Annotated in this window: 26 protein-coding genes; 8 read left to right on the top strand and 18 right to left on the bottom strand. The window is 43.7% G+C overall.

Going from position 1 to position 23,506, the window contains the following annotated elements; all coding sequences use genetic code 11:
• Positions 1-45: 45 nt before the first annotated feature.
• Together IEY40_RS20275 and IEY40_RS14880 are read left to right on the top strand one after the other, a co-directional pair.
• Entirely contained in the window at positions 46-576 is a 531-nt protein-coding gene (locus IEY40_RS20275; RefSeq protein ID WP_188957515.1) for a type II secretion system protein, read from the top strand.
• Positions 577-770: 194 nt separating this feature from the next.
• Entirely contained in the window at positions 771-1,241 is a 471-nt protein-coding gene (locus IEY40_RS14880) for an Lrp/AsnC family transcriptional regulator (protein ID WP_188957513.1), read from the top strand.
• An 85-nt stretch (positions 1,242-1,326) separates the two neighbouring features.
• On the opposite strand, the gene IEY40_RS14875 is transcribed toward IEY40_RS14880, so the two are convergent.
• Complete coding sequence (locus tag IEY40_RS14875; RefSeq protein WP_188957512.1) at positions 1,327-1,974, bottom strand: DUF2959 domain-containing protein; 648 nt, start codon at positions 1,972-1,974, stop codon at positions 1,327-1,329.
• Positions 1,975-2,038: 64 nt separating this feature from the next.
• The gene (locus IEY40_RS14870) at positions 2,039-2,263 is read right to left on the bottom strand and encodes a hypothetical protein (RefSeq protein ID WP_011635820.1); all 225 of its coding nucleotides are present in this window, start codon (positions 2,261-2,263) and stop codon (positions 2,039-2,041) included.
• Positions 2,264-2,368: 105 nt separating this feature from the next.
• On the opposite strand from IEY40_RS14870, the gene IEY40_RS14865 reads away from it, so the two are divergent.
• The 6 genes from IEY40_RS14865 (at position 2,369) to IEY40_RS14840 (ending at position 7,601) form a co-directional block, all read left to right on the top strand.
• Positions 2,369-3,373 carry a virulence factor BrkB family protein gene (locus IEY40_RS14865; RefSeq protein ID WP_188957510.1) on the top strand — a complete coding sequence of 335 codons (1,005 nt, stop codon included), beginning with the start codon at positions 2,369-2,371 and terminating at the stop codon, positions 3,371-3,373.
• Positions 3,374-3,481: 108 nt separating this feature from the next.
• The gene (gene dtd / locus IEY40_RS14860; RefSeq protein ID WP_188957509.1) at positions 3,482-3,919 is read left to right on the top strand and encodes a D-aminoacyl-tRNA deacylase; all 438 of its coding nucleotides are present in this window, start codon (positions 3,482-3,484) and stop codon (positions 3,917-3,919) included.
• 29 nt (positions 3,920-3,948) lie between these two features.
• Positions 3,949-4,434, top strand: coding sequence for a thioesterase domain-containing protein (locus tag IEY40_RS14855; RefSeq protein ID WP_229777125.1), 486 nt, complete (start codon positions 3,949-3,951; stop codon positions 4,432-4,434).
• Positions 4,435-4,568: 134 nt separating this feature from the next.
• The gene (locus IEY40_RS14850; protein WP_188957507.1) at positions 4,569-5,162 is read left to right on the top strand and encodes an FMN-dependent NADH-azoreductase; all 594 of its coding nucleotides are present in this window, start codon (positions 4,569-4,571) and stop codon (positions 5,160-5,162) included.
• A 316-nt stretch (positions 5,163-5,478) separates the two neighbouring features.
• Entirely contained in the window at positions 5,479-6,090 is a 612-nt protein-coding gene (locus IEY40_RS14845) for an SCO family protein (RefSeq protein ID WP_188957505.1), read from the top strand.
• A gap of 8 nt (positions 6,091-6,098) precedes the next feature.
• On the top strand, positions 6,099-7,601 hold the full coding sequence (locus IEY40_RS14840) for a methyl-accepting chemotaxis protein (protein ID WP_188957503.1): 1,503 nt from the start codon (positions 6,099-6,101) through the stop codon (positions 7,599-7,601).
• Between the two features lie 98 nt (positions 7,602-7,699).
• Here IEY40_RS14840 and IEY40_RS14835 read toward each other — a convergent pair whose 3' ends face one another.
• Genes IEY40_RS14835 through IEY40_RS14760 form a run of 16 tightly spaced genes read right to left on the bottom strand, consistent with a single transcriptional unit; the run spans position 7,700 to position 23,503 of the window.
• Entirely contained in the window at positions 7,700-8,470 is a 771-nt protein-coding gene (locus tag IEY40_RS14835) for a hypothetical protein (RefSeq protein WP_229777124.1), read from the bottom strand.
• 29 nt (positions 8,471-8,499) lie between these two features.
• The gene (locus IEY40_RS14830) at positions 8,500-9,726 is read right to left on the bottom strand and encodes a beta-ketoacyl-ACP synthase (protein WP_188957501.1); all 1,227 of its coding nucleotides are present in this window, start codon (positions 9,724-9,726) and stop codon (positions 8,500-8,502) included.
• Positions 9,723-10,448: a 3-ketoacyl-ACP reductase FabG2 gene (locus IEY40_RS14825; RefSeq protein ID WP_188957499.1), complete on the bottom strand. Its 726-nt coding sequence runs from the start codon at positions 10,446-10,448 to the stop codon at positions 9,723-9,725. The genes IEY40_RS14830 and IEY40_RS14825 overlap by 4 nt, the downstream gene beginning before the upstream one ends.
• A gap of 35 nt (positions 10,449-10,483) precedes the next feature.
• A complete protein-coding gene (locus tag IEY40_RS14820; protein WP_188957497.1) occupies positions 10,484-10,984 on the bottom strand; it encodes a hotdog family protein in 501 nt (166 codons plus the stop codon).
• Between the two features lie 4 nt (positions 10,985-10,988).
• Complete coding sequence (locus IEY40_RS14815) at positions 10,989-12,206, bottom strand: beta-ketoacyl-[acyl-carrier-protein] synthase family protein (protein WP_188957495.1); 1,218 nt, start codon at positions 12,204-12,206, stop codon at positions 10,989-10,991.
• A gap of 26 nt (positions 12,207-12,232) precedes the next feature.
• Positions 12,233-12,829 carry a DUF3261 domain-containing protein gene (locus tag IEY40_RS14810; protein ID WP_229777123.1) on the bottom strand — a complete coding sequence of 199 codons (597 nt, stop codon included), beginning with the start codon at positions 12,827-12,829 and terminating at the stop codon, positions 12,233-12,235.
• Positions 12,822-14,084, bottom strand: coding sequence for an NAD(P)/FAD-dependent oxidoreductase (locus IEY40_RS14805; protein ID WP_188957493.1), 1,263 nt, complete (start codon positions 14,082-14,084; stop codon positions 12,822-12,824). Before IEY40_RS14805 ends, IEY40_RS14810 begins: the two co-directional genes overlap by 8 nt.
• Positions 14,085-16,484: an MMPL family transporter gene (locus IEY40_RS14800; protein WP_188957491.1), complete on the bottom strand. Its 2,400-nt coding sequence runs from the start codon at positions 16,482-16,484 to the stop codon at positions 14,085-14,087.
• On the bottom strand, positions 16,484-17,218 hold the full coding sequence (locus tag IEY40_RS14795; protein ID WP_188957489.1) for an outer membrane lipoprotein carrier protein LolA: 735 nt from the start codon (positions 17,216-17,218) through the stop codon (positions 16,484-16,486). The genes IEY40_RS14800 and IEY40_RS14795 overlap by 1 nt, the downstream gene beginning before the upstream one ends.
• Positions 17,218-17,649, bottom strand: coding sequence for an acyl-CoA thioesterase (locus IEY40_RS14790; protein ID WP_188957487.1), 432 nt, complete (start codon positions 17,647-17,649; stop codon positions 17,218-17,220). Before IEY40_RS14790 ends, IEY40_RS14795 begins: the two co-directional genes overlap by 1 nt.
• Complete coding sequence (locus IEY40_RS14785; protein ID WP_188957485.1) at positions 17,650-19,209, bottom strand: HAL/PAL/TAL family ammonia-lyase; 1,560 nt, start codon at positions 19,207-19,209, stop codon at positions 17,650-17,652.
• Between the two features lie 4 nt (positions 19,210-19,213).
• Positions 19,214-20,956, bottom strand: coding sequence for a glycosyltransferase family 2 protein (locus tag IEY40_RS14780; RefSeq protein WP_188957483.1), 1,743 nt, complete (start codon positions 20,954-20,956; stop codon positions 19,214-19,216).
• Positions 20,953-21,351 (bottom strand): ApeI family dehydratase, encoded by a 399-nt coding sequence (locus tag IEY40_RS14775; RefSeq protein WP_188957481.1) that lies wholly within the window; start codon positions 21,349-21,351, stop codon positions 20,953-20,955. Before IEY40_RS14775 ends, IEY40_RS14780 begins: the two co-directional genes overlap by 4 nt.
• A complete protein-coding gene (locus IEY40_RS14770; protein WP_188957480.1) occupies positions 21,344-22,711 on the bottom strand; it encodes an AMP-binding protein in 1,368 nt (455 codons plus the stop codon). Before IEY40_RS14770 ends, IEY40_RS14775 begins: the two co-directional genes overlap by 8 nt.
• Positions 22,704-23,255, bottom strand: coding sequence for a COG4648 family protein (locus IEY40_RS14765; protein ID WP_188957478.1), 552 nt, complete (start codon positions 23,253-23,255; stop codon positions 22,704-22,706). The genes IEY40_RS14770 and IEY40_RS14765 overlap by 8 nt, the downstream gene beginning before the upstream one ends.
• Complete coding sequence (locus tag IEY40_RS14760) at positions 23,255-23,503, bottom strand: acyl carrier protein (protein ID WP_188957476.1); 249 nt, start codon at positions 23,501-23,503, stop codon at positions 23,255-23,257. Before IEY40_RS14760 ends, IEY40_RS14765 begins: the two co-directional genes overlap by 1 nt.
• Positions 23,504-23,506 lie beyond the last annotated feature (3 nt).

Raw genomic sequence — 23,506 nt, 5'->3', positions numbered from 1 at the left:
AAATAATCAGCTTAACGTACTTAGATTAAGGATTACGATTACATAATGAGCCGACTCGCACAAATCTCTCGCTATGCACAAACCAAACCTAACGGTTTTACTTTAATTGAGCTAGTGGTCGTGATCATTATTTTGGGTGTATTAGCTGTGGCGGCGGCACCTAAATTTATTAGCTTAAAAAGCGATGCGTATGCCAGCTCAATGCAAGGTGTTGCAGCGGCGATCAGTAGTGGTAAAACCATGGTGTATTCAGCCTGTGTTATTAGTACCAGTTGCGATGAAACTGCGCCTGCAAGTACAGGGAACAGTTTGGGTAATAGTATTACCGTACAAGGCCAATCGATTACGCTCGCTTATGGTTATCCTCGTCATACAGCAACTGCAGGTATTGCCAGAATGATTAACATTACCGACGGTGTGGACTTTGAAATAACCACTTATACCTCTTCAGGTCGAACTGGTTTACGAATTCGCCCTGACGCTGACTACGACGCAAACAAGTGCGAAATACGTTACTCGCAGCCTTTAGCTGCCGGTGAGCAACCGCTTGTCGAAGTGTATATCGATGAGTGCTAATATGGTTAATATTTTAAGGTAAAACGAATGCCATGGAGATAACTTCATGGCATTTTTGTTTGTAGCAATAATGACAAAGGGTTTATTGAGTCTAGAAACTTGATTTTTTTATGCTTAAGAACGATTTGTAGAGGATTTCACTCAAAAATATGATATTTATACTAATAATCACTCAGTAAAAAGCGACCAGTTCAATGGATAAGAAAGACCTAAAGCTGTTAGAAATATTACAGCGTAATGGCCGGATGGCTGTTTCTGAATTAGCCGACAAAGTAAATATGTCTGATACGCCTTGTCTGCGTCGAGTCAAAAAGCTTGAATTGGATAAAGTGATTGTTGGTTATGGTGCTCAGGTAGACCCAGCAAAAGTGGGTTTAAGTGTCGTGGTTTATGCTTCAGTGCGCTTGAGTGAGCATTCGGATGAGTCTACTGCACTATTTGAAAGTACGGTGGCACAATTGCCTGCAGTAATGGAATGCTCTGTAGTTACGGGCTCACATGATTACTTACTCAAAATCGTCGCTAAAGACTTAGTGGCTTACGAGCAGTTTATTAAAAAGTCTTTAGGCAACTTAAAGTACGTTTCTAACATTGAGACCACAGTGGTGTTAAAACAAATCTTTAGCCACAACGTATTACCGGTCGATGCATCACCAATAGAGTAGTTTACTTAGATGGTATTGGCTATGTTCAGCGTGCTCACATAGCCAATACTTAAATCAATGACTATTAACTTCCAAGTATTTTCGATTAGCCTTGTTCCATTGAAGCAATAAATTTATTTGATTCTTCAATCGACTTGTTCATTTCATTAATTAAGCTTGAAATGTCAGTTTGTAAGCTAGCAAATTCACCCTTTATAGCGCCAATTGCTTGGGCATTTAAATTATGCTTTAGATAGAGCATATTATCTTTCATAGCGGTTAAAATTGGTGGCATTTTTGCTTCTGCACGGCGCATGCTTTTCACTAATGAGGCATAAGCGCGCTTAGTTTCGTTTAGTTTGTTAGTACTATTGCGACGTAAGCTGGCTTTACTGATTTCGGTGATCTCATCTTGCCATTCTTCAAATAATGCGTCGGCAACATCCTCTACTTTATCAATACGGTTTGTGACTTCGTCTGCTGCTGTTTGCGCAGATTCATATTCATCTTTAGCTTTGTTGTAGGCGTCTTCTAAATCGCCACCATCAAAAGCCAGCAAAGCTTGCATTTCTTCGAGGGCAGAACTGAATTGTTCTTGTGCTTCTTCTTGTGACTCTTTGGCATTTTGAACACGGTCAACCATAATGTCGCGCTTGTGATAGCCGACCTTTTCCATGGCGCCGTAATAGGCGCTTTGACAACCGCTCAACAGTAAACTGCTACTTAATAGTGTCAGTGATATCCATTTTTTCATCAATGTATCTCTTTTTATTGTTTGAGTTGAACGTAACCTCAAAGAGGCTAACGATCATATTTGATTAACTGCCTGATTTAAATTTTGCAGCGTCGATAATGCTCCATAAATGGAACAAACCACCAATAATGGCGGGAATGACTAATACGAAAAAGAAGTAGCACACGGCAGTAATACAGAAAAACAACAATGCCGCTAAAATGCGTCCTTGTAAAAGCTGACCTAGGCCTGGGAAAAATAAACTTGCTACTGCTGCGAGGACATTACCCGCCGAACCTTGCTGAGACATCAATTCGCTCCATTCTTTTAGCACTAATATGTTATAACATTGTACGAAGTTAGAGGCTTAATACAAATGTTATCTCCACTAACGGACTATGAAATAAGGATTATTATGCCCAAGAAGTTTGATTTTAGACCATTTGTCGAGTTCTTTACTGGTATAGGACAGTTTTTACTGCACCTTAAGCAGCGCCTAGCCGACGACCAAATTAATATTCGCGCGGGCCATTTGGCCTATGTCACTTTGTTGTCGTTAGTACCCATGGTGGCTGTGACCATGTCGATGCTGTCTGCTTTTCCGGTCTTTCAAGGCATTAGGGGCAAGATTGAAGGGTTTATTTATAATAACTTCATTCCAGCGGCAGGTGACACGGTTCAAGTGTATATCAACGAGTTTGTCGCCAATGCTTCGAAGGGGACATTTGTTGGTATTATCGCATTAGTTTTTGTCGCCATTATGTTGATATCGGCAATCGATAAAGCGTTAAATAACATTTGGCGAATTAGCGAAAAACGTTCATACGTGGTGTCATTTTCGATGTATTGGATGGTGCTCACGCTAGGCCCTGTACTTATTGGAGCAAGCTTAGTTGCGACTTCTTATGTGGTGTCATTAGAAGTTGTTACTGGCACAGAGCTCTCGGGCATTGTTCCGTGGATTGTAGAGCGGATCCCATTGTTGTTTTCTGTGGCCTCTATTTTATTGCTATACATGGTCGTGCCTAACCAAAAGGTGCATTTTTTACATGCGCTACTTGGAGCCATTGTGGCAGCAGTCCTCTTTGAAGCGGGCAAAAAAGGTTTTGCATTTTATGTGACACAGTTTCCTAGTTACGAAGCGATTTATGGTGCGTTAGCTGTTATTCCTATTTTATTTGTGTGGGTGTATCTGTCGTGGATGATCGTGTTACTTGGTGCCGAAATTACAGCGGCATTACCTGAGTATTTAGATAGCTTGGCAGTGATTGCAGAAGAGATGAAAGCTGAAATCTTTACTGAAGGCGAAACATCGAGCGAAGCAGATGATGCTCAAAAAATGAATGTACATGATCCTGTTATCACCACAAATCATTCACAGGCTAAAGCGGAAAGTGATTCAACGGTGGATAAGTCTTAAATACTTTAGATAATTTGCCGGGATATGTTGCGTGAAATAGTAATATCGTGCGACATGGAATATCTCAAGGCATCATGTTTACCTGTCATTGTAGGGTGTTAGGATTTTATGATTGCATTAATTCAGCGTGTAAAACGGGCGTCGGTAACAGTTGATAACGCGGTTGTCGGTAAAATTGATCAAGGATTATTGGTATTGCTAGGTGTTGAGCGTGAAGACGATGCTGATAAAATGTCAAAGCTTGCAACTAAGGTCATGAAGTATCGAGTGTTTAGCGATGAAAATGGCAAAATGAATCTTAATGTGTCGCAAGTGAGTGGTAAGTTACTCGTGGTATCGCAATTTACCTTGGCAGCAGATACCGGGCGAGGCTTAAGGCCAAGTTTTTCGTGTGCCGCGACTCCAGAGCAAGCTAAACAATTGTATCTCGATTTTGTTAATTTTTGTCGCCAACAAGGCATTGAAACTCAAACGGGTCAATTTGGTGCCGACATGCAGGTTGAATTAATCAATGACGGCCCAGTAACCTTTAATTTGCAGGTTTAGCTTTAAGATACAGGCAAGAAGGAGTTGTGATGTCACAAGATAATGTCATGCCAATCGGTGGTAGTTTTAGTGAACTATTAACGCAGTTGCAAAATACCTGGCACAGCACCATTCCATTAAGTCAGTTTATGCAAGTCATTCCGCTTAGTTTTAGTGGCGCCGAATTACAGGTCACAGCGCCGTTATCGCCGAACATCAACCTTCATAATACTATGTTTGCTGGAAGTATTTATACGTTAATGACTCTCACTGGTTGGGGCATGGTGTGGTTGCAACAACAACGTTTAACTGTACAGGGGGACATTGTATTGGCAGATGCAAATATAAAATACATTAAACCTATTACAGCCGATCCCATTGCTAAAGTGATTTGGCCAAATACCGACATGTCGGGACTGGCTGATGGCAAACGTATTAAGGTCACTTTAGAAGTTGGATTGTATTGTAACGAGTTATTGTGTGCTGCTTTTACTGGGCATTATGTGTCTTTACCCAAAGTCGTTGCGCCCGAGTAGACCTTTCTATTAAATCGAACTTTATTGCTACATTTATCCGCTATTATTCTTTTTTCTCGTTGAATATACTGATTACATCGGTCAGATAAGCCACGACCCCAAAAACAAACTTAACCAAACAGGTGGAATTAGCGATGACAAAAGTATTAATGTTAAAATCGAGCATTTTAGGCGAATACTCACAATCTTCAGCACTTGTTGACTATGCAAGCAAGAAGTGGAGCGCACAAGGCGTTGAGATCACTACACGCGACTTAGGCAGCAACCCAGTGCCTATGTTAGATGGCGAGATTGCTGCTGGTTTACGCGGTGGCGATAATTTGTCTGAGCGTCAACTAACGGCGTTAGCACTGTCTGATGAATTAGTTGCAGAAATTAAAGCTCATGACACTATTGTGATTGCCGCGCCAATGTATAACTTTAGCATTCCGACGACGTTAAAAAGTTGGATTGACTTTATCGCTCGTGCAGGTGTGACATTTGCTTATACCGACAAAGGACCCGTAGGGTTAATTGAGGGTAAGCGTGCGATTATAGTCACCACACGTGGTGGCGCTCACAAGGGCGGAAGCACTGATCACGTGGTGCCATATTTAACTACAGTGCTTGGCTTTATTGGTATTACTCAGGTTGAAACGGTATACGCTGAAGCGTTGAACATGGGACCTGATGCAGCGGAAGTTGGCATTAGCCAAGCTAAGCAGGCAATCGACGCAATGACGTTATAAATTATTAGTATTTTCGATATCAAACGCCTAAGCCACCGTGGTTTAGGCGTTTTGCTATATACAGATTAATTTTAAAATGTGCACTTAGACGATTAGCTTTACCTTGATCTTTAATCTCTTTGCAAATATGGCAGATAAAGTGATCAATGCTATGCCTAGTAGCGTATTGGCTTTTTTATATATGTCTAGCCTGTTATAGTTATGTCTATAGTTTGTTAATACTTTTTGTATTTATCAACAATTGCAATAGCGTAAAAGTAGCTATAATTATATTGTTGAGTATGCTTTTCATACAACAAAAGAAAGGCGTTAACCTATGCAGTTAAAAAAAGTGGTTATAGCGTCAGTTTTAATTTGTATTTCTTTAGGTATGGCTCCTCTCCTGATGCTGTTAAGTCAATGGTTTGAAGGGGAACAAGCTTACGGTATTAATATTAATGACCAACAAGGTGTACGTTTTAGTTGGCAAGATGTAGAACTACAATCGCATCAATTTCCTGCGTCCGCGGGCAAATATACATACATATTCTTAGGATTTTTGTCGTGCTCTGAAATTTGTCCGATAAGGGTTCAACAAATGATTCAATTGGAGCAACATATACAGCAGGATGCTTTTTTTACAGAGGCTGAGGTGCAATTTATGTTTGTAACGATTGATCCAGATAACGACACACCTGAAGTTCGTAAAAGCTTAATCGATGATCGATCGCCTCGTTTTGTGAGCGCGTCATTATCCGATGCTGAACTACAGCGACTAGACAGGCGGTTGTCTGAAAATATCAATCATGAACTCAGCAGCATAAATCATGTAGGTAAACTGTTTTTAGTGTCCCCTGATGGACAACTTGCACGAATATACACGGCTAAGCAGCTTTCAACATCGAAAATGCTGCATGAGCTTAAGCACATTATTTCATCTGAAATGTAGGTCTGTTTATGAATGATAACCAAACAACAACACTATTAAAAAAACATGATTCATATATTTACCAAATATTAATGCTTCAAGCTCCACTGCTGTTTGTTAGTGGTTTTTTTGGCGCGCAAATGCTGACATTTAGTACTATTGCTGCGATTGCGATCTTAGTTTTAGTGCAGTTAAGTTACAGCTTATTAAAAGGCACTGAGTTGTTTGCCATTGTGGCCGCGGTCATTATGATGACCGTTTCTGGATTGTTGATTCAGAGCCAGATGGGCATGCTTGAGATGCACTTTCATATATTTGCGTCTATGGGCGTGTTTTTGATTTATTTGCGCTGGCAACCTTTACTTGCAGCACTATTGACTGTGGCTGTACATCACGTTGGTTTGACCTATATTCAGCTTCAGGGTGTTAGCTTGTTTGACACGCCAGTAATGATTTTTGCCGGTGAATGTAATTGGACTATTGTGTTGATCCATGCACTATTTGCCGCTGTTGAGACCTTTATTTTAATTCGTATTGGTTTGTTTATGCGCACCGATGCTGTGGCGAACCAGCGCATTGCTGGTGCTATTGAAACTATTTCAGCTAACAAAGACTTGTCTGTTCGATTGCCCTCAGCTGATACGCCTGCAGAAATGTCGTTTAATTTAATGCTTGAAGAGTTGTCTCAGTTGTTTCACGACTATCGTGATATTGCCACAAAAATGGCCCATACCTCTGATAATTTAATGGGCTTAAGTGATAAGACTCAGCATTCAGTAGAGCAACAAACTCATCAAGCCCATGTGATTGCTGATGCAACACAAGTGGTTATCGATCACTTTCAGCAAATGGCTCACGATAGCCAGTTATCTGCTGAGCAAGCTAAAGATGCCGCAAGTTCAAGCATTAGCGATAGTCAAAGTGCGCTAAGCATCATGAAAGACATGCAGCTGCTTGAAACCAATACTACAGCGGTGACAGAGTCTTTAACCGAATTGACCAAAGATGTTGGGGCAATAACTTCATTGCTTCAAGCTATTCGAAGCATTTCAGAGCAAACCAATTTATTGGCACTTAATGCTGCCATTGAAGCGGCAAGAGCGGGTGAAAGTGGTCGCGGGTTTGCAGTAGTAGCCGATGAGGTGAGGGCGTTAGCACAACGTACCAGCCATTCGACTGATGAGATTGAGAAAGTATTGAGTCGCCTCAATACCAGTATGCTTAAAACTGTTGACTCGATGGATCAAGGTAAAAAGCGCACTTCTGAAAACGTCCAACATACCAATAATATTGCTAAAGGATTAGAGCAACGCGCTGCGCAAATTGGTCAAGTATCAACTTTGAGCAATAATGTGGCGAATGGTACTCAAGAGCAGGCTAATAATCTCAACAAAATTGGTGCAGAGATTTTAGATAATGCAAAAGCGGTACTTGTGTTGTCTGAACAAGTGCAGAAGCTTGCGGGCGGTGCTATTGAAATGAAGCGTATAACCGAAGATTATCAAGAAAAAGCAGCTGCTTATAAAGTGTAGTGCTAGTTAACTGCTTGAAATAAAAAGATGTTAGTATGATTGCTAACATCTTTTTTTATTTTATCTGCTCCCAAATATCAACACCTAGATAGTGGCTGTTAAAAATAGGTTTTTAAGTATTTTTTTGCGTAGTTACGCAATTTTTTATTATCCGCATTGTTAGCCATATCTTCAATGACCGGTTTAAACTTATCGTTACCTGAGCTGGCCAGAGCTTTGGCTAGCCAGGCATAGGTATCAATGGCTAAACGGCTGTCGTCAAGCAGGCGCGCTTGAGTTAGTTGTTCACTCAGCAGAGTTAACATTACTTCGCTATATTCTCGTTCATACATGACTCGCTTAGCGGCGATGCGAATTAATATTAGGTCATCGCTGGCTAAAGCGTTGCTATATGCATTTAAACGTGGTGATAAATCGGCATGTGTTTGCGCGTGTAAAATAGGATTCCAGATAGCGTATTGGCTAATATTACTAATCCCCTCGTTAGCATATTTACGTAATTTTTTATGATAATCACCCTCGACTATTTGAGTTAACGTAACACGATATTTCTCGTTGCCAGAATAACCTAAACCTTTAGCAAGCCAAGATGAATAATCGATAGCGTGCTTGTCTGTCGCGCTGGCCAAACTCTGTTTAAGCGATGCTTCTATCGCATCATATACGGCTATATCTTGCGGCCCTGAAATAATTAAGGTCTCAATGGCCTGTATTTGTTGAGCATGGCTGTCACTTTGAAAAATCGCCAAGTATTGCTGCTCTTGGACAAGCGGTTCTTGCGCACTGATTAATGAAGTGAATAATGAACTCAATAATCCTATGGCTATCAGTAATCCGCTGATTGCCATGCTTGTTACATTCTTTATCATGCTATGTCCTTTATCATGTGAGTATCGTGTTAGTTCCAACGTTTAAAAATCAGTGAGGTATTGATGCCGCCAAAGGCAAAGTTGTTGCTCATGATGTATTGGGTATCCAGTTGGCGGATATCGTCTTTGATATAATCTAGCTCGCCACATTCTGGGTCGACTTCATCAAGGTTTAATGTAGGCGCAAACCAACCTTCATTCATCATTTGGATACTGGTCCATGCTTCGAGTGAACCACAGGCTCCAAGCGTGTGTCCGGTGTAACTTTTGAGCGATGAAATCGGTGTGTTTGCACCAAATACAGCGTAGGTTGCTGTGGTTTCGGCAATGTCGCCACGGTCTGTCGCTGTACCGTGCGCACTAATGAAACCAATGTCTTGCGGCGACAGCTTAGCGTCTTTTAACGCTAAACGGATGGCGACTTCCATTGTGTGTGCGTTAGGCTGAGTAACGTGTTGGCCATCTGAGTTGGTGCCAAAGCCGACAAGCTCCGCAAAGATTTTTGCCCCGCGAGCTTGGGCGTGTTCTAGCTCTTCTAGTATTAACGTACAAGCCCCCTCACCAATGACCAAGCCATCGCGCTGACTGTCAAATGGGCGTGGTGTTTGCTCGGGAGTATCATTTTTAGTGCTGGTGGCAAATAAGGTATCAAATACGACAGCTTCCGTTGGGCACAGTTCTTCACCACCGCCCGCTAACATTACGGTTTGCATACCATATTTAATGGCTTCGTAGGCATAACCTATACCCTGGCTAGCAGAAGTGCAGGCGCTACTCGTGGTATGAATACGGCCTTGCAAGCCAAAAAATACCCCGATATTAACAGCCGTCGTGTGGGCCATCATTTTGATATAGCTGGTGGCGGTCAGTCCTGACATTTCACCTGTTTTGAGCATGTCACCAAAGCCCATAATTGGGTCGGTACTGCCGGTTGATGAACCATAGGCTACTCCTACCTGACCAGAGCTCAATAGAGGGTCGTTTAACAGCCCTGCATCTTCTAGTGCCAGCTCGCTTGCGCGGGTTGCCATGAGCGACACGCGACCCATGGAGCGGATTTTTTTGCGTGAGTAATGAGATGGCACTGTAAAATCACGCACGGGCGCAGCGAGTCGAGTATTTAAGTCTGGGTAGCGATCCCATTCATCCATGCGGATTACACAATTATGCTTGGCTAATAAACTTGCTTTAATCTGTGGCCAGTCTTGACCCAGAGCTGAAATCCCGCCCATGCCCGTGACAACTACGCGCTTCATATCATGCCTCCATTTACCGAAATAACCTGGCGGGTAATGTAAGCGGCATCGTCAGACAGTAAAAAGTTTGCTAGACCGGCAATTTCATTGGGTTTCCCCATGCGTTTCATTGGCACCATTTGGTTGACTAAATCGGTTGGGAAGTCGCTCACCATGTCGGTTTCGATTAAACCTGGCGCAATGCAATTGACGGTGATTTTGCGTTTAGCTAACTCAAGCGACAATGCTTTCGTCGCACCAATAATACCGGCTTTAGAAGCGCTGTAATTGACTTGCCCACGATTACCTGCAATGCCCGAAACCGATGCTAGAGTAATAATGCGCCCACCTTTACGGGCTTGCACCATAGGCATTATGGTTGGGTGAATCACATTATAAAAACCGTCTAAATTGGTGTGGATAACACTGTCCCATTCGTTTTCGGTCATGGCGGGGAAGGCCGTGTCGCGGTTGATGCCCGCATTTAAAATTACCCCGTAATAAGCACCATGTTCGGCAATGTCGGCTTCGATTGCTTGCTTTGCGGCAGGGCGATCGCCGATATCAAATTGTAATACACTCACATTAACGCCAAGGGCACTGAGTGTTTGTTGCACCTCTGCTGCCGCGCTATGGTTGCTGTGAAAATGCAGCGCAATATCAAAGCCATTTTCAGCCAATTTAATGGCAATGGCTTTGCCGATCCCCCGGCTTGAGCCGGTAATTAATACTCTGTTAGTCACAAGTCTCTCCATGATGTGCTGGTTTATTTTTATTATTATTGGTTGCTCGATTCTATTTGGTTTTCGTTAATATATGCTTGGGCGTCTCTTGGTTGAAACACATTGACGTTTGCCGACGCGACGACATGGTCTTGATGACAAATTTGACAGTCAAATACCGCTAAACCAGAAGGCTCTTGATAAAGACGCTTCACTTTGGTGTGATAAGTTTGCCCAAGTACAAAGTGGTCTATATGCATCTGTAATTTACGACTTCCCAATAAAAAACCGACGCGTACTTTTTCACCGATTAACTTAGCCTCTACGCCAGCTAATGCTGCAATGCTCTGCGCCATATATTCGATACCGACATAATTGGGTACGCCATTAATTGCTTGGTCAAAATAGGCACTTGCTTTGCTAATATGAGTGGCAGTGAGTAAGTTATCAGGCTGATGCTCAAGTAGGTTATCAATCAAAATCATAGGCGCACGATGTGGCACAAACTCGCTGATATCGAGAGTTAATAGCGTGGCGTCAGCAATAAGGGTCGACATGGCTTTAGGCCTCCTCTTTACAAAAAATAACGCTGGTGTTGCTGCCACCAAAGGCAAATGAGTTACTCATAATGTATTTGAGTGGTGCGCCTTGTTGTGAATTGGCTTGTTGTGAAGTGTTGGCGCTCACTAACTTAAGGTTAGGGTCATTTTTGTCAGCTTGACCGTCCCATATGTGGGGAGGCAGCTGCGCAAGCTGATTATGCTGGCTAAGCAATAAGTAACAAAATGCAGCTTCAATTGCGCCTGCAGCGCCCAATGTATGGCCTGTTAAGGGTTTAGTCGAACTACACGGCGGTAATATTGGGCCAAATACCTTGGTGATTGCACGCGACTCCATAGCATCATTTTTCGGGGTTGCGGTGCCGTGTAAATTAACATAATCAATTTGCTGTGGCTGGATGTTCGCGGCGGCTAATGCCCCATGCATCGCGGCAATAGCACCTAAGCCTTTAGGATGTGGCGCTGAAATATGGTGGGCATCGGCAGATTCGCCTATACCTGCTAACATGACTTCGCTTTGGCCACGCGCTAAGGTAAATAACGCAGCGCCTTCACCAATATTAATGCCATCGCGATTTTGACTAAACGGATTGCAATGCGCTTTAGCGATAGACTCTAGCGAATTAAAACCATTTACGGTTAATTGGCATAAACTGTCTACGCCCCCCACGATGACCATGTCACATAAATTTGCTTGCAGTAATCGTTGTGCGCTCGCAAACACTTTGGCACTTGACGAACACGCGGTCGACACAGTGTAACAAGGGCCTTCGAGTTCAAATAACTGCTTTAGGTAGTCGCTAGTGCTGCCCAACTCTTGTTGAGAGTAATGGTAACTTGGTGGAAAGTGGCCATGTTCAAGTTGGTATGCTAATGCGGCTTCACCTTTGGAAATTCCCGACGTACTGGTGCCTAATACAACCCCAATTCTATCAGCGCCATACCGGGCTTTAGCCTCGTTTACAGCATGGGTTATTTGCATTGCTGCAGTATTGAGTAAACGGTTATTTCTGCAAGCAAACAGCTGTAAGTGCTCTGGAATATCAATAAGGTTGTCATCATTTACGCTGCCGACAATCGTTGGACCGCTAAACAATAAATCATCACGGTATTGCATAGCGCTAGTGTCGCCATTAACTAAGCGCTGCAACACCGTTTCAGGCGAGTTGCCTAATGGCGTACAGAGTCCGATATGAGTTATTGCAATTCGGTTATTCATGTTGTGTGCTCAGTCTGTGTCATTGGTTACTCGAGTGGCGTGATGTGCAACAAAATGTCGGCTGATTTTATGGTAACGCTAATATTGGCTTGCCACGGATTGAGCTCACTATAGTTGATCCTGATTTGCTCGCCATCGGCATCGACTAACTGTTTACATAATGTATTTTCGCAAGGTGTAGCTAGCAACTGAGCAGCTGTGAGTTGCTGATTGACTTGCTCCGTTGGCCAGTAGATAAGCTGCATGATAGCCATTAAATACTCGGCATTAAATGTATCGCCGAGTAAGCTACTTTGTTCACTTTGCAAGGTGTGGCCATCGTACACTAAGGTAAATAATGCTTGGCCTAATGGCGCTAGGCCCACTAAGGTCATACGCTGTGGGGTAAGTTCTAATTGTGTCAGTATTTCATGATTATCTTGGCCATGGCTCATGCTGATCATTTGGCTTTGAGTGATCTCACTTTGGGCCTTAAGTGCATTTATTGTAGGCGCAAGACAATATTGAGCCTGGCTGGTTATCGCCATACAGCTTTTTCGGGCAAATTGTTGGCTACAACTTGCCAATGCGCATAGTAATAACAGTGCACTAAGCACCTTGATAACATGACTACGTTTAAGCAACGTCTAACTCCCGACATAACTCAACAATGGTATTAAGACGACGCTCTGATTCTTTCACAAAAGGGTTATTGGAGTCCCATGCGTAGCCTGCCAAAATTGAGCAAATCATTTGTTTAATATTATTGTTTGCTTGCTGATAAAAAATCACATCTTGAAAACGGCCGTCATACCAGGCTTGAACATAGGTCCTAAAGGTATTGACCCCTAACATTAACGGGTCGGCGTAATCGGCTTGCCAATCGACTGTTTCACCTTTGAGTTGCTTATCAATACTTACACAGGCCATGGCCGCCGATTGCATCGCGATAGTGACGCCAGATGAAAACACTGGGTCAAGAAACTCGCCAGCATTACCCAATAAAGCAAACTTGTTGGTAGCAAGAGTGGTCACATTGGCCGAGTAACCCTGCAGTGTCTGGCAAGGTTGGACTACTTTGGCATTGGCGAGTAAACGCTTTAAATCAGGCTCTTCTGCAATGATGGCCAGCAACTGTTGCTCTAAGCTACCTGTTAAATGCGCTAATAACTGTGGCTCACCGACAACGCCAATGGAGCAGCGGTTATTACTAAAAGGAATGAGCCAATACCAAATGTCTTTATGTTCTGGATGAACGCTAATTAATATTTTATTACGATCAAATTTGCTGTCTTTAATGTTGTCTTCAATATGGGTAAAAATAGCGCTGCGTGACGGTAAACTTGATGGTAGCTCAAGGTTTAATAGCCTTGGTAATACTCGGCCAAAGCCACTGGCATCAACAATAAACTTAGCATTAATTTGATAGTGTTGGCCTTGTTCATTCGTAATTTGCAGTGTGGGCTCGGCGCTAATATCGACCGAATCAACCTGATGACCGAAGCGAATATCGACGCCTTGACTGATGGCTGTGTCAGCCAGTAATTTATCAAATTGGCCACGCTGAACTTGAAACGTTGTGCCAGGACCTGGCGTGAACTTATCGGTAAAATCGAATGTGGTATAACGGCCTTGATGACGAAATGCCGCGCCATTTTTAAACTGAAACCCAGCCTGATTAACCGCATCTAGCATGCCTGCTTGCTCAATAAATTGCATGCAACACGGCAGCAAACTCTCGCCGATAGAAAAGCGCGGGAACTGCTGTTTTTCAACGACGACAACCTTGTGGCCTTGTTGGTGTAATAAGCTCGCTGCAATCGCGCCAGAAGGGCCGGCACCAATAATGGCGATATCGACGTCCATGTTGCTTAGCGTACCTGTTTGACTGCTTAACATTTACAGTGACTTCCTTGTAAAAAATGAAATAAACGGCGCTAATAAAAAAGCAAAGCTGATGCCAAATAAAAGCGTTAGGCCGAAAAAGTGAATCGCATGGGTTTGGCTCAATGCTAGTAAACCAAAAGCTAATAAGGTTGAACAGGCCGACATAAATATTGCCATCATTACCCCATGATTAGTATGTTTGGCTTCGGCAAAAAATAAGCTGTAATCAATACCGATACCTAGCACTAAGATGAAGGCTAATGCGTGGAATAAGCTAATACTTGAGCCAACCAAGCCTAAACAAGCAAGAGTCAGCAGCACGGCAAGTGCCGGTACCGCTACAATGGCAAGCGCCAGTTTAATGCCATATTTAACACTGAAGGCAATACTGGCGAGCGCAAATACCCAGAGTAACAATTGCAACGTAAGCTGGCGATATTGACCCATAAGTTTGGATATATCGCCAACCTTATCAACAATTTTCACTTGTCCCAATAACCAGTCTCGGCTGGAGAGCCGTTGGGCTAACGAGGGCAGTGAATGAATGCCGCCTAGTAATACAATGGCGCCAAATTGTTTAGTGTTGTCAGTGCTTGCAATATCACCCAACCACAAGGCCGTTAAGTCATTATTGGCGTGTTTAAGCACTGCTTGAGGTGTGAGCCATGCAGAATGGGCAAGGTTTAACTTGGCCATTAAACTTGCCTTTATGCTGTCATCTAGGCCCATTTGCTCGATGATTTCAGCCAGGTGCTGTTGATAGAGCTGCTGTTGTAACTGGTAGTGATGTTGCTGGCGCGCCATGCTAGGCATAAAGCGGCTGATACTAACAGCTTGATCTATTTCATTGTCTGCAATGGCCATATCTAATACTGGCGTCAGTTGCTCAAGTGTCTGCAATAAGTCTTGTTCATTAGCGCTACTGACTAAAATAAATTGGTTGTCTGTGCCGCCGCTGAGTAATTGCCTCAGCTGGTTTTCCTCGGTTGTTATCGCCTCTGGGCTTTGCTGCAATTGACGAATATCATCGTTGGTCGTGATGTGCGACAACCCCAAAAATAGCATAATTAACACGCCAACAGGCAGCAGTACGAGTGCGACTTTTTGTTTAGGTTGTGTTGGGGTAAATAAGCGTTGTAACCAATTTAAATAAGCGTGGGCAAGTCGGAGTCCTTGAGTGTGTTTTAGTTGTTGATTACCCAAAAGTGGGAACACCAACAGCAAGGTGAGACACGCTCCTATTAAGCCTGCAGCGCAGAAAACAGCAACTTGTTGCATCCCTGGGAACGGCGTAAAACCAATGGCGATAAATGCACTGGTGCTGGTGGCTAATGCGAGCGTCAGCGCTGGTAAAATACGCTTGATGGTGTCACTGGCATTGTCATTGGGGTGTGCTTGTTTTTCGCAATAAAAATGAAAGCTGTAATCAATGGCTACGCCAATTAAGCTGGTGCCAAACACCAGTGTCAGTAAATGCAATTCACCAAATAGGCTAAGGACGGCGACAAAAGCAAACACCACCCCAGTGGTTAAGGTCAGTGTTGCTGCCACTAATGGCATCACTGAGCGAAATGCCAGCCACACCAGTAATACAATACCCAACATTGAAATTAAGCCGATTTTACTGATCTCTTGTTTGGCCGATTCGGTTGCGGCGATGGCATGAAACAATGCCCCAGCTTTGAGAAAACTAATTTGTGGATATTGTTGATTTATTTGGCTAAATGCAGATTGTAGCGCAAGTATTTGCTGTTGCTGTGCTGTAGGACTAAACGCGCTGTCGCGGCCTTTTGCCATAACAATAGCGGCGACTCCGTTATTCGTGTCAGTGAGTAAAATACCCTGTTGACTACGAAGTTTGTTATTTGGCGATAACGCCAATAAGTTTGCTGGAAACAATAACAGCGGGTCGTTCGCTAACAGTTGGCTGTTAGCAAAACCAAAGGCGCTATAAAGTTGGTTTTGCGCGTTCGCTAACAACTCATGCCAGTTATCTGATTCTAACGCGTGTGCTTGCTCGGGGGTCAGTAAGCTAAAACGATGCTCAAAATATACCTTTGCTAACTGTTCTAACTGGTTATCAGAGCCGCTTCTAATGGCACTAAAAGGTTGTAGTGGCTGGTTTTGTAATGAGGTCATTAATTGCATCGCTGCAGTAATGGCCTGATTATCGTTTTCTGCCATTACGGCTATATACACTTGATTAGCCAGTTTCTTTTCGACAGTTTCTAATGCGGTTTCGGTAAGTTTATCTTGTTGTAAATGTGGCAGCATGGCCAAAATATCAGTTTGGATCCGCGCGCCTTGCTGCCATTGCACCGTGCCACAAATGAGCATTGCAAGTAGCAGTACTAGCCATAACGCAAAGCGGCGTTTGGCTGAGGTAAATACATTAAACGGGCCCCGTGGCATTACTGAGCTAACTCACTGTTAAGGCTAAATAGGGCAAGTTCGCTGTCGCGAAGTGGCCCTTGTTCGGTATCGGTAAATTGTATGTAAGTGTAGTCGCTGATATTGGCTTGCTGACTGGTCATGATGAGTGTGCGAATGTGTGTGTCACCACTTAGAGTGATGTTACCCATAGAGGCATGTACTTGCGGATCTTTTGCCTGTAAGCCGAGTTGCCACACTGAGCCTGTATTTTCTGATGGCATAAATAAGGCAAAGTCAGTGCTGAGCGCGTTTATGTCGCCCGCCATGATGGCCTGTAATAAGCGTGGCAGTTGCTGCGCTATGGGATTGCCGCTGGCTGCTGCGCTGAGGTATTGCACTTTCCCCTGACTGTTTTGCTGAATTAACTGCTGATCTTTAAGCACCATTAAGCTACTAAATGGCTTAAGTTGTTGCCAAACTAAACCTTGTATAGGGCTGAAAATAAACCGGCCCTGACTTTGTAATGGTTTTTTGAGCACAGCTAAATGACGCTGTTGCATAAACTGTCCGCGAGTATCGGTGTGTAAATTCAATTGCTGCGTTAACGCCTTAAGGGCTGAGGAGCTAGCCGGTTGTTGGTACAAGCTGTTAATTTGCACCAATTGAGCATCTGTTAGTTGAGCCGTAATTTCTTGAGCATCGGCTAGCATAGGCGCGCTCAAACACAGCAGGAGACTGACTAATGTTAGCTTTATTGCTTTAACTACTGACATTAGGCTTGGGTCTCATCTAATAACGGACGAATTTTTTGTTGAAATATCTCCGGAGTCACAAAGCATAACTCTTGGGTAGCAATATCTACCGCTGCTTGAATGGTATAGCCTTTGGTAATACGGGCATTAGTTTGAGCATCGATAATTTGGTAGTTAATCCGCAAACGGTTTTCCCATTCAACAATAGCGGCAATCACTTTGATCTTTTGATCAAAGGTACTGCTTTTAACATATTTAATTTGCACATCGACAATTGGCCAGGCGTAACCAGACTCGAGCATGGTGCGATAGTTATAGCCGAGTTTATCTAATAATTGACAGCGAACGACTTCAAAGTAACGCAGATAATTACCGTGCCAAGTAATACCCATTGAGTCGACATCGTGAAACGGGATCACCATTTCCATTTCGGTAAGCAGTAACCCCTTCATTTAGCACACCTCCCATTGACCGAGTTGAATTTTTTCAACCGTTTGGCGCAGTACTGATTCTAAAGGACGATCTTCAGTGAGCAGCTCAAAATCGATGCTCACTTGTTCAAGGGTTTTAGCCAGCGAAGAGGTCAATGATTGCGGATCTAACTCTTGTTGTAGTACCCGTAGTTGGATCCCCTGGCTCATGGCTAACAAGGCCGCTGCTGCAACTTGCTCAGTCAGTTGTAGTACGCGCATGCAATCTCGCGCGGCAATGGTACCCATGCTGACTTTGTCTTGGTTATGACATTCAGTTGAGCGAGAAAACACACTGGCAGGCATGGTGTTTTTTAATGCTTCTGCTGTCCAAGCCGATACGCCAATTTGTACTGCTTTAAAACCATGGTTAATGGCACGGCGCTCGCCAGTTGCAGCAGATAGGTTAGCCGGTAAACCGTTATTAAATTTCGGGTCCATCACTAAAGCCATTTGGCGATCGATTAAGTCGGCAATATTGGCTACAGCGTTTTTCATTGCATCCATGGCAAAGGCAATATGCCCACCATAAAAATGACCACCGTGAAGTATGTGTTCACCTTCGGCATCCACAATCGGGTTATCGTTGGCACTGTTAAGTTCAGTTTCAATAAACTGGCGCATAAACGGAAGTGCATCTTGTAGTACGCCAATAATATGTGGCGCACAGCGGATTGAATAACGATCTTGCAGACGGTCCGAATTACGCGGATGTGTGTGATGATTTAAGTCTTCACGTATCCAACTAGCAATTTGGTTTTGCCCTGGGTGAGGTTTCGCGGCAAATAAAATCTCGTCAAAATGGTTGGAGTTACCTTTAAGGGTTAACGACGCCATTGCGGTTATACGACTCGATAAACGGCTTAAGTATTGCGATCTGTCATAGGCTAAACAGGCAAGTGCTGTCATGACAGCGGTGCCGTTCATTAATGCAAGGCCTTCTTTTGGGCGTAATCTCAGTGGCACAATGCCAAGTTGTAAATACACATCTTTAGTGGCTTGGCGTTTACCTTGATACATCACTTCACGCTCGCCGACTAACACTGCCGCAAGGTAAGACAATGGCGTTAAATCACCACTGGCGCCAACAGAACCTTCCTGAGGAATGATAGGGGTGATGTCGTTGTTCAATAGCCATTCAATACGTTGCAGTAATTGATAACTCACGCCAGATTTACCGACAGCCAATGAGTTTAGGCGGCACGCCATGATGGCGCGTGACTGCATTGGAGTGAAAATGTCGCCTAAGCCACAACCATGAAAACGGGTTAAATGTAGCGGTAATTCGTGGACTAAATCTAAGCTCACATTTACGGTGCATGAGTCACCGTATCCTGTGGTGACGCCATATACTACGCCTTCTTCATGTAACAAGCTGTCAATGAAACGGGCACCCTTTTGAATATATTCAACGTAATCAGCTGTGTCAGAGAGTTTAACTTGGGCACCTTTGGCTATTGCAACTACTTGCTCTAGGCTGAGGTACTGTTGGCCCAAATACACGGTGTTATCGGTAGCGCCTGCTGAAGATGTATGACTCATGAGATTATCTGTCCTGACTGGGTAATGGAGCTGCGCTTGATGCTGATGGCTGGTTGTTACGGGTGACCAGCTCGTCCTTGCGCCAAAAATCGAAAAAGTTAAACCACTGCATCGGCGCAATTTGCGCAAAATGGGCTAAACGTTGGCTGTATTGGCTCATGGCATCGGCTAAACGTGCTGTTCTGCCTGAGCGAGGGCCTTTTAAGGTATCGCTTAAGTGTTCAACATGCACTTGATAACGGCCATGTTGCCGAATACAAAATAACGTATAAACCGGGCAATCTAGTAAACTGGCCAAAATGAACGGTCCTTGCGGAAATGCAGCCTCTTGGCCTAAAAAAGGCAAATAGGTCACACGACCTTGGCTGCTTGATGAGGTGCGGTCAGCTGCAATAACCACGATTTCACCTTGATCAATTTTTTGCTGTAACAGCATGGCCGTGCTTGGATCTAGCTCGTTTACATGGATTAAATTCAAGCTACTTTGTGGGTTAAGTTGTTGCAGAACTTTATTAAAGTTCTCAGCGTGCTGGGTTAGCACCATCACATTCACCTTGACTTTTTGCTGGTGGATGGAGATAGCGCGGCACAGTTCCATATTACCTAAATGCGACACAATTAATACTGCGCCGCGTCCTGTGGCCACTTGATCTGCCAGTATATGACGGTCGTTAAAATCGACCTGGGCGAGGTTAATTCTGTCGCACCAGGCATCTATTCTATCGAGTGCAGCATTACCAAACGCAAAGAAATGCTTAAGGCTATCGCGCCAATTGACTGGACGATTGAGCTGTGGATGATTGGGCTGTTGCAGTTGTATTCGATGTAAAAAGTCTAATGACGCATCACGAGCGGTTTTACCGGTAAGGAAAAAATAACAGATAACCGGATACATGACAGCGCGGCATAACCAATGTCCGCCAAGACGATAGCACTGGGCTAAAAACTTTATTCCCCAAAAGCTGCCACGTTCACTCATGGCTGACCAATGCTGGGTTGTTTGTAATGATTGAGCGGTTTGATTTTGCTTAGTAATAATGCGTGGCAAGCGGGCTAACATGCCAAAAAATAATGTAGTGTGCATCCAACTAATGCGCACATTATCTCTTACGCCTTGAAAATGACTAATGCCATCTTCTGGGTAAATTACTTTGGTTGGCACATGCACCACGGGTGTGCCTTGCCAGTGCAGTTTAACCATGACTTCAATGTCAAAGTCCATGCGCTCGCCTAATGCCTGCTGGCTAAATAACTGCTCCGTAGCCGCCAGTGGATAAACTCTAAAACCACACATGGAATCTTGAATATCAAAGCTTAAGGTTTCAACCCACACCCAAAAATGAGTAATATAACGGCCATATAGTCGACCTTTGGGTACCGACTCATCGTATTGTGGTTGGCCTGATATCAAGGCTGTAGGGTGCTGCTCGCTGGTGGACATCATCAAGGTAATGTCGGCTAAATTATGTTGGCCGTCGGCATCGACTTGCAAAGCATGGCTAAAGCCATCACGGTACGCTTGGCGTAAGCCACTCATTACCGCCGCGCCTTTGCCGCGATTATAAGGGTGTTGAATTAAGGTGACCCAGCTAAATTTGTCGGCAAGTGTTTGAAGCACGTAACGGGTTTTATCGTCACTACCGTCGTCGACCAAATAACAAGGCAATTGATACTGAGCCAAATCGGTTAAGGTTTTTTCTATCGCGATATGGTGGTTGTAATTAGGGATCACTAACGCAAATGTCATGTAACACTCTCGGTATTCAAGGTAGCGCTCGTTTCTGTCTTAATGCTGGAATTAAGGGCTATTCGACCAGAAGCAAAGCGTTTGTCACCTTCGCGGTAGCTGAATATCAATTTCGATTTTTGTGGTTGATGTTCGATAACTAAATCGACATAGGTATTAGGCAAAATGAGCTGCTGAAATTTAAGTACTTCGAGCGTAGCTACATTGGCACTATAACCAAAAGCATCGCATCCTAGCTTTACAGCCCAATCTAATTGCGTTACACCCGGCAGTACCGCTTGCTCAGGAAAGTGGCCGTCAAAAAAATTTAGATCGCCACTAATAAACAAGCGCCAATGGCATTGTTCGCCTTCTGCGTGTTGATGAATAATTTGCGGTAATACTGATTTAATCATGAATAAATAAAGCTGCTATATCAGCTGAAGTGCGTTTGCCCTGACTGTTAAGTGGCAAGGTTTTAGGGTAGCGCCAACGCTTAGGTAAGGTGATGCGTTCAAATTGGCTCAGTAAGTGGTTTTTTAAGGCCGTGTTAATCGCTAACTTACCTTCGTCTTTAAGAGTTTGTCTGCCAAGTTCATTTAGGCATACGGCCGCGCCGAGCATGGTACGGGGTTGCTCTAATACTGTTACTGCGGCATCGCTGACAAACGGATGGGTTTGCAACAGATGTTCTAACTGCGCGAGAGATAAACGCTTTTCTTCTATTTTGACAATGCGGTCTAATCGGTGCAGTAAACGAAATTGGCCATTTTCAACCAACTCGATTTTGTCATCACATTTTACCCAAGCATCTGGATTATCTAAATAAACTGACTGTAAAATTAACGCGCCGTCTTGCGGGTCTGCATCGATGTTAACTTGCTCAAACGGTTGCCATGTTTGCAGTGGTTGATGCTGGCGACGATAAGCAATACCGCCAGTTTCGGTACTGCCAAACACTTCGATAGGTAATTGTTTAAAGCATTGTTTTACCGCTTGCGCTGACTCAAAGTTTAACGGGCCTCCAGAGCTGAAAATTAAACTGGGAATACGCTGTTGTGGCTGATTGTCTAGGGCATCTGGCAAGCGAGTTAACTGCGCAGGACTGCTAATTAGACATAGATTTGGCATGATGGCGAGGTAGTAACTCAGTGTTTCTGGAAAGTCGATCTGTTCGCTTAAAAAAGCGCGACTTGCCGCTAACGGCCATAAAATTTTAAACAATAAGCCATAAATGTGCTGATGCGATACAGTTGATACCACTGAGCAATGCGGTAAGTGTTGGGCAAAGGTATGCTCTAAAATACTGACTTCGGCATCTAGTTGTGCAAGGGTTTTAGTAATGGCTTTTGGCTGACCGCTACTGCCTGACGTAAATAAAATTAATTCGCCTAAGCTTTTGGCTTGTGGCCAGGTTGCCGCAGGTAGGCTGAGCTCTTTTTTGAGGACAATAAACTCGCGTACTTCGCATAATGGCTTGTCTGCAATAATGGCGTCAAACTCATGATTGAGCTCGCTTAACGTGCCGCGCTGAGTGTTGGCAGGCAATATTACCTGCTTACCCGCGAGTAATGCAGCGCATAAGCCTGCAGCAAATAAATCACTTTTTTGTGCGGCCAGTAACCAACGTTTGGCATCGCTTTGGCTGAGTTGTTTGTGTAAGTGAGTGACGTGGGCACAAAACAGCGATCCCGTCATCATGTCATGGTGGTCAAAACTAATCAGCTGCTGGGCAGCGGGGCCATCGGTTAACCAGTTGAGCAAAAGTTTAGTCATGTTTTTTCAGCCAAAACCTGCGATAAATCCATTCACCACTGAGTAGCATGCCTATCAGCAAATAAGCTATCAGTCCGTTATAAAGCGTCCACATTTCAATACTGCTGGCAATTGCGGTATAGGTTGCCATGGCACCATTAAAGACAAACAATCCGCACCATAATGTGGTTATTGTTCGTAAATATTCAATTGCTGAGTCTGGTAAGTCAGGCTCTTTAATACGTGCTAAGCGTTCAATCATACTGGGGCCCTTTATTAGCGAATAGCTAAATAACCCTAATAAACTTAGATTGATAACCACTGGATAATACAGCAGCCAATCATTACGCTTAGCAATAAAGCTTGCCCCTGTTAAGCCAATTCCCACTATTAATGGTAATACCATTGCCCGCACTTGTTGCCTAGTGACGAGCATACGCGTTAACAACAATACACACAGCAATAGCGCGATGTACCCAGGTGGTAAATACTGTAATCCAAAATACACTGCTAACGGGTAAGCAACAATCACTAGCGTGGTAATAACTTGCAGGATAAGCCGCATTAGCTTTGCATTAATCCTTCGATAGCGTTGACGACATCATTAACGGTTCGTACGGTTTTAAACGCTTCGGGTTGAATTTTCTTACCCGTGAGTTGTTGCAGTTTGATCACCAAATCTACGGCATCGATACTGTCTAAATCCAACTCTTCATATAAAGATGCTTCTAAGCTGATGTCAGCTGGGTCTATTTCAAACTCGTCCACTAAAATGGTGCTGAGCATGGCAAAAATTTGATCACGGTTTTGCATGCT

The organism is Shewanella ulleungensis (genome assembly GCF_014648315.1).
GTDB lineage: Bacteria > Pseudomonadota > Gammaproteobacteria > Enterobacterales > Shewanellaceae > Shewanella > Shewanella ulleungensis.
The sequence above is the reverse complement of the archived record's forward strand: the minus strand, read 5'-3'. Positions and strand labels throughout refer to the sequence as shown.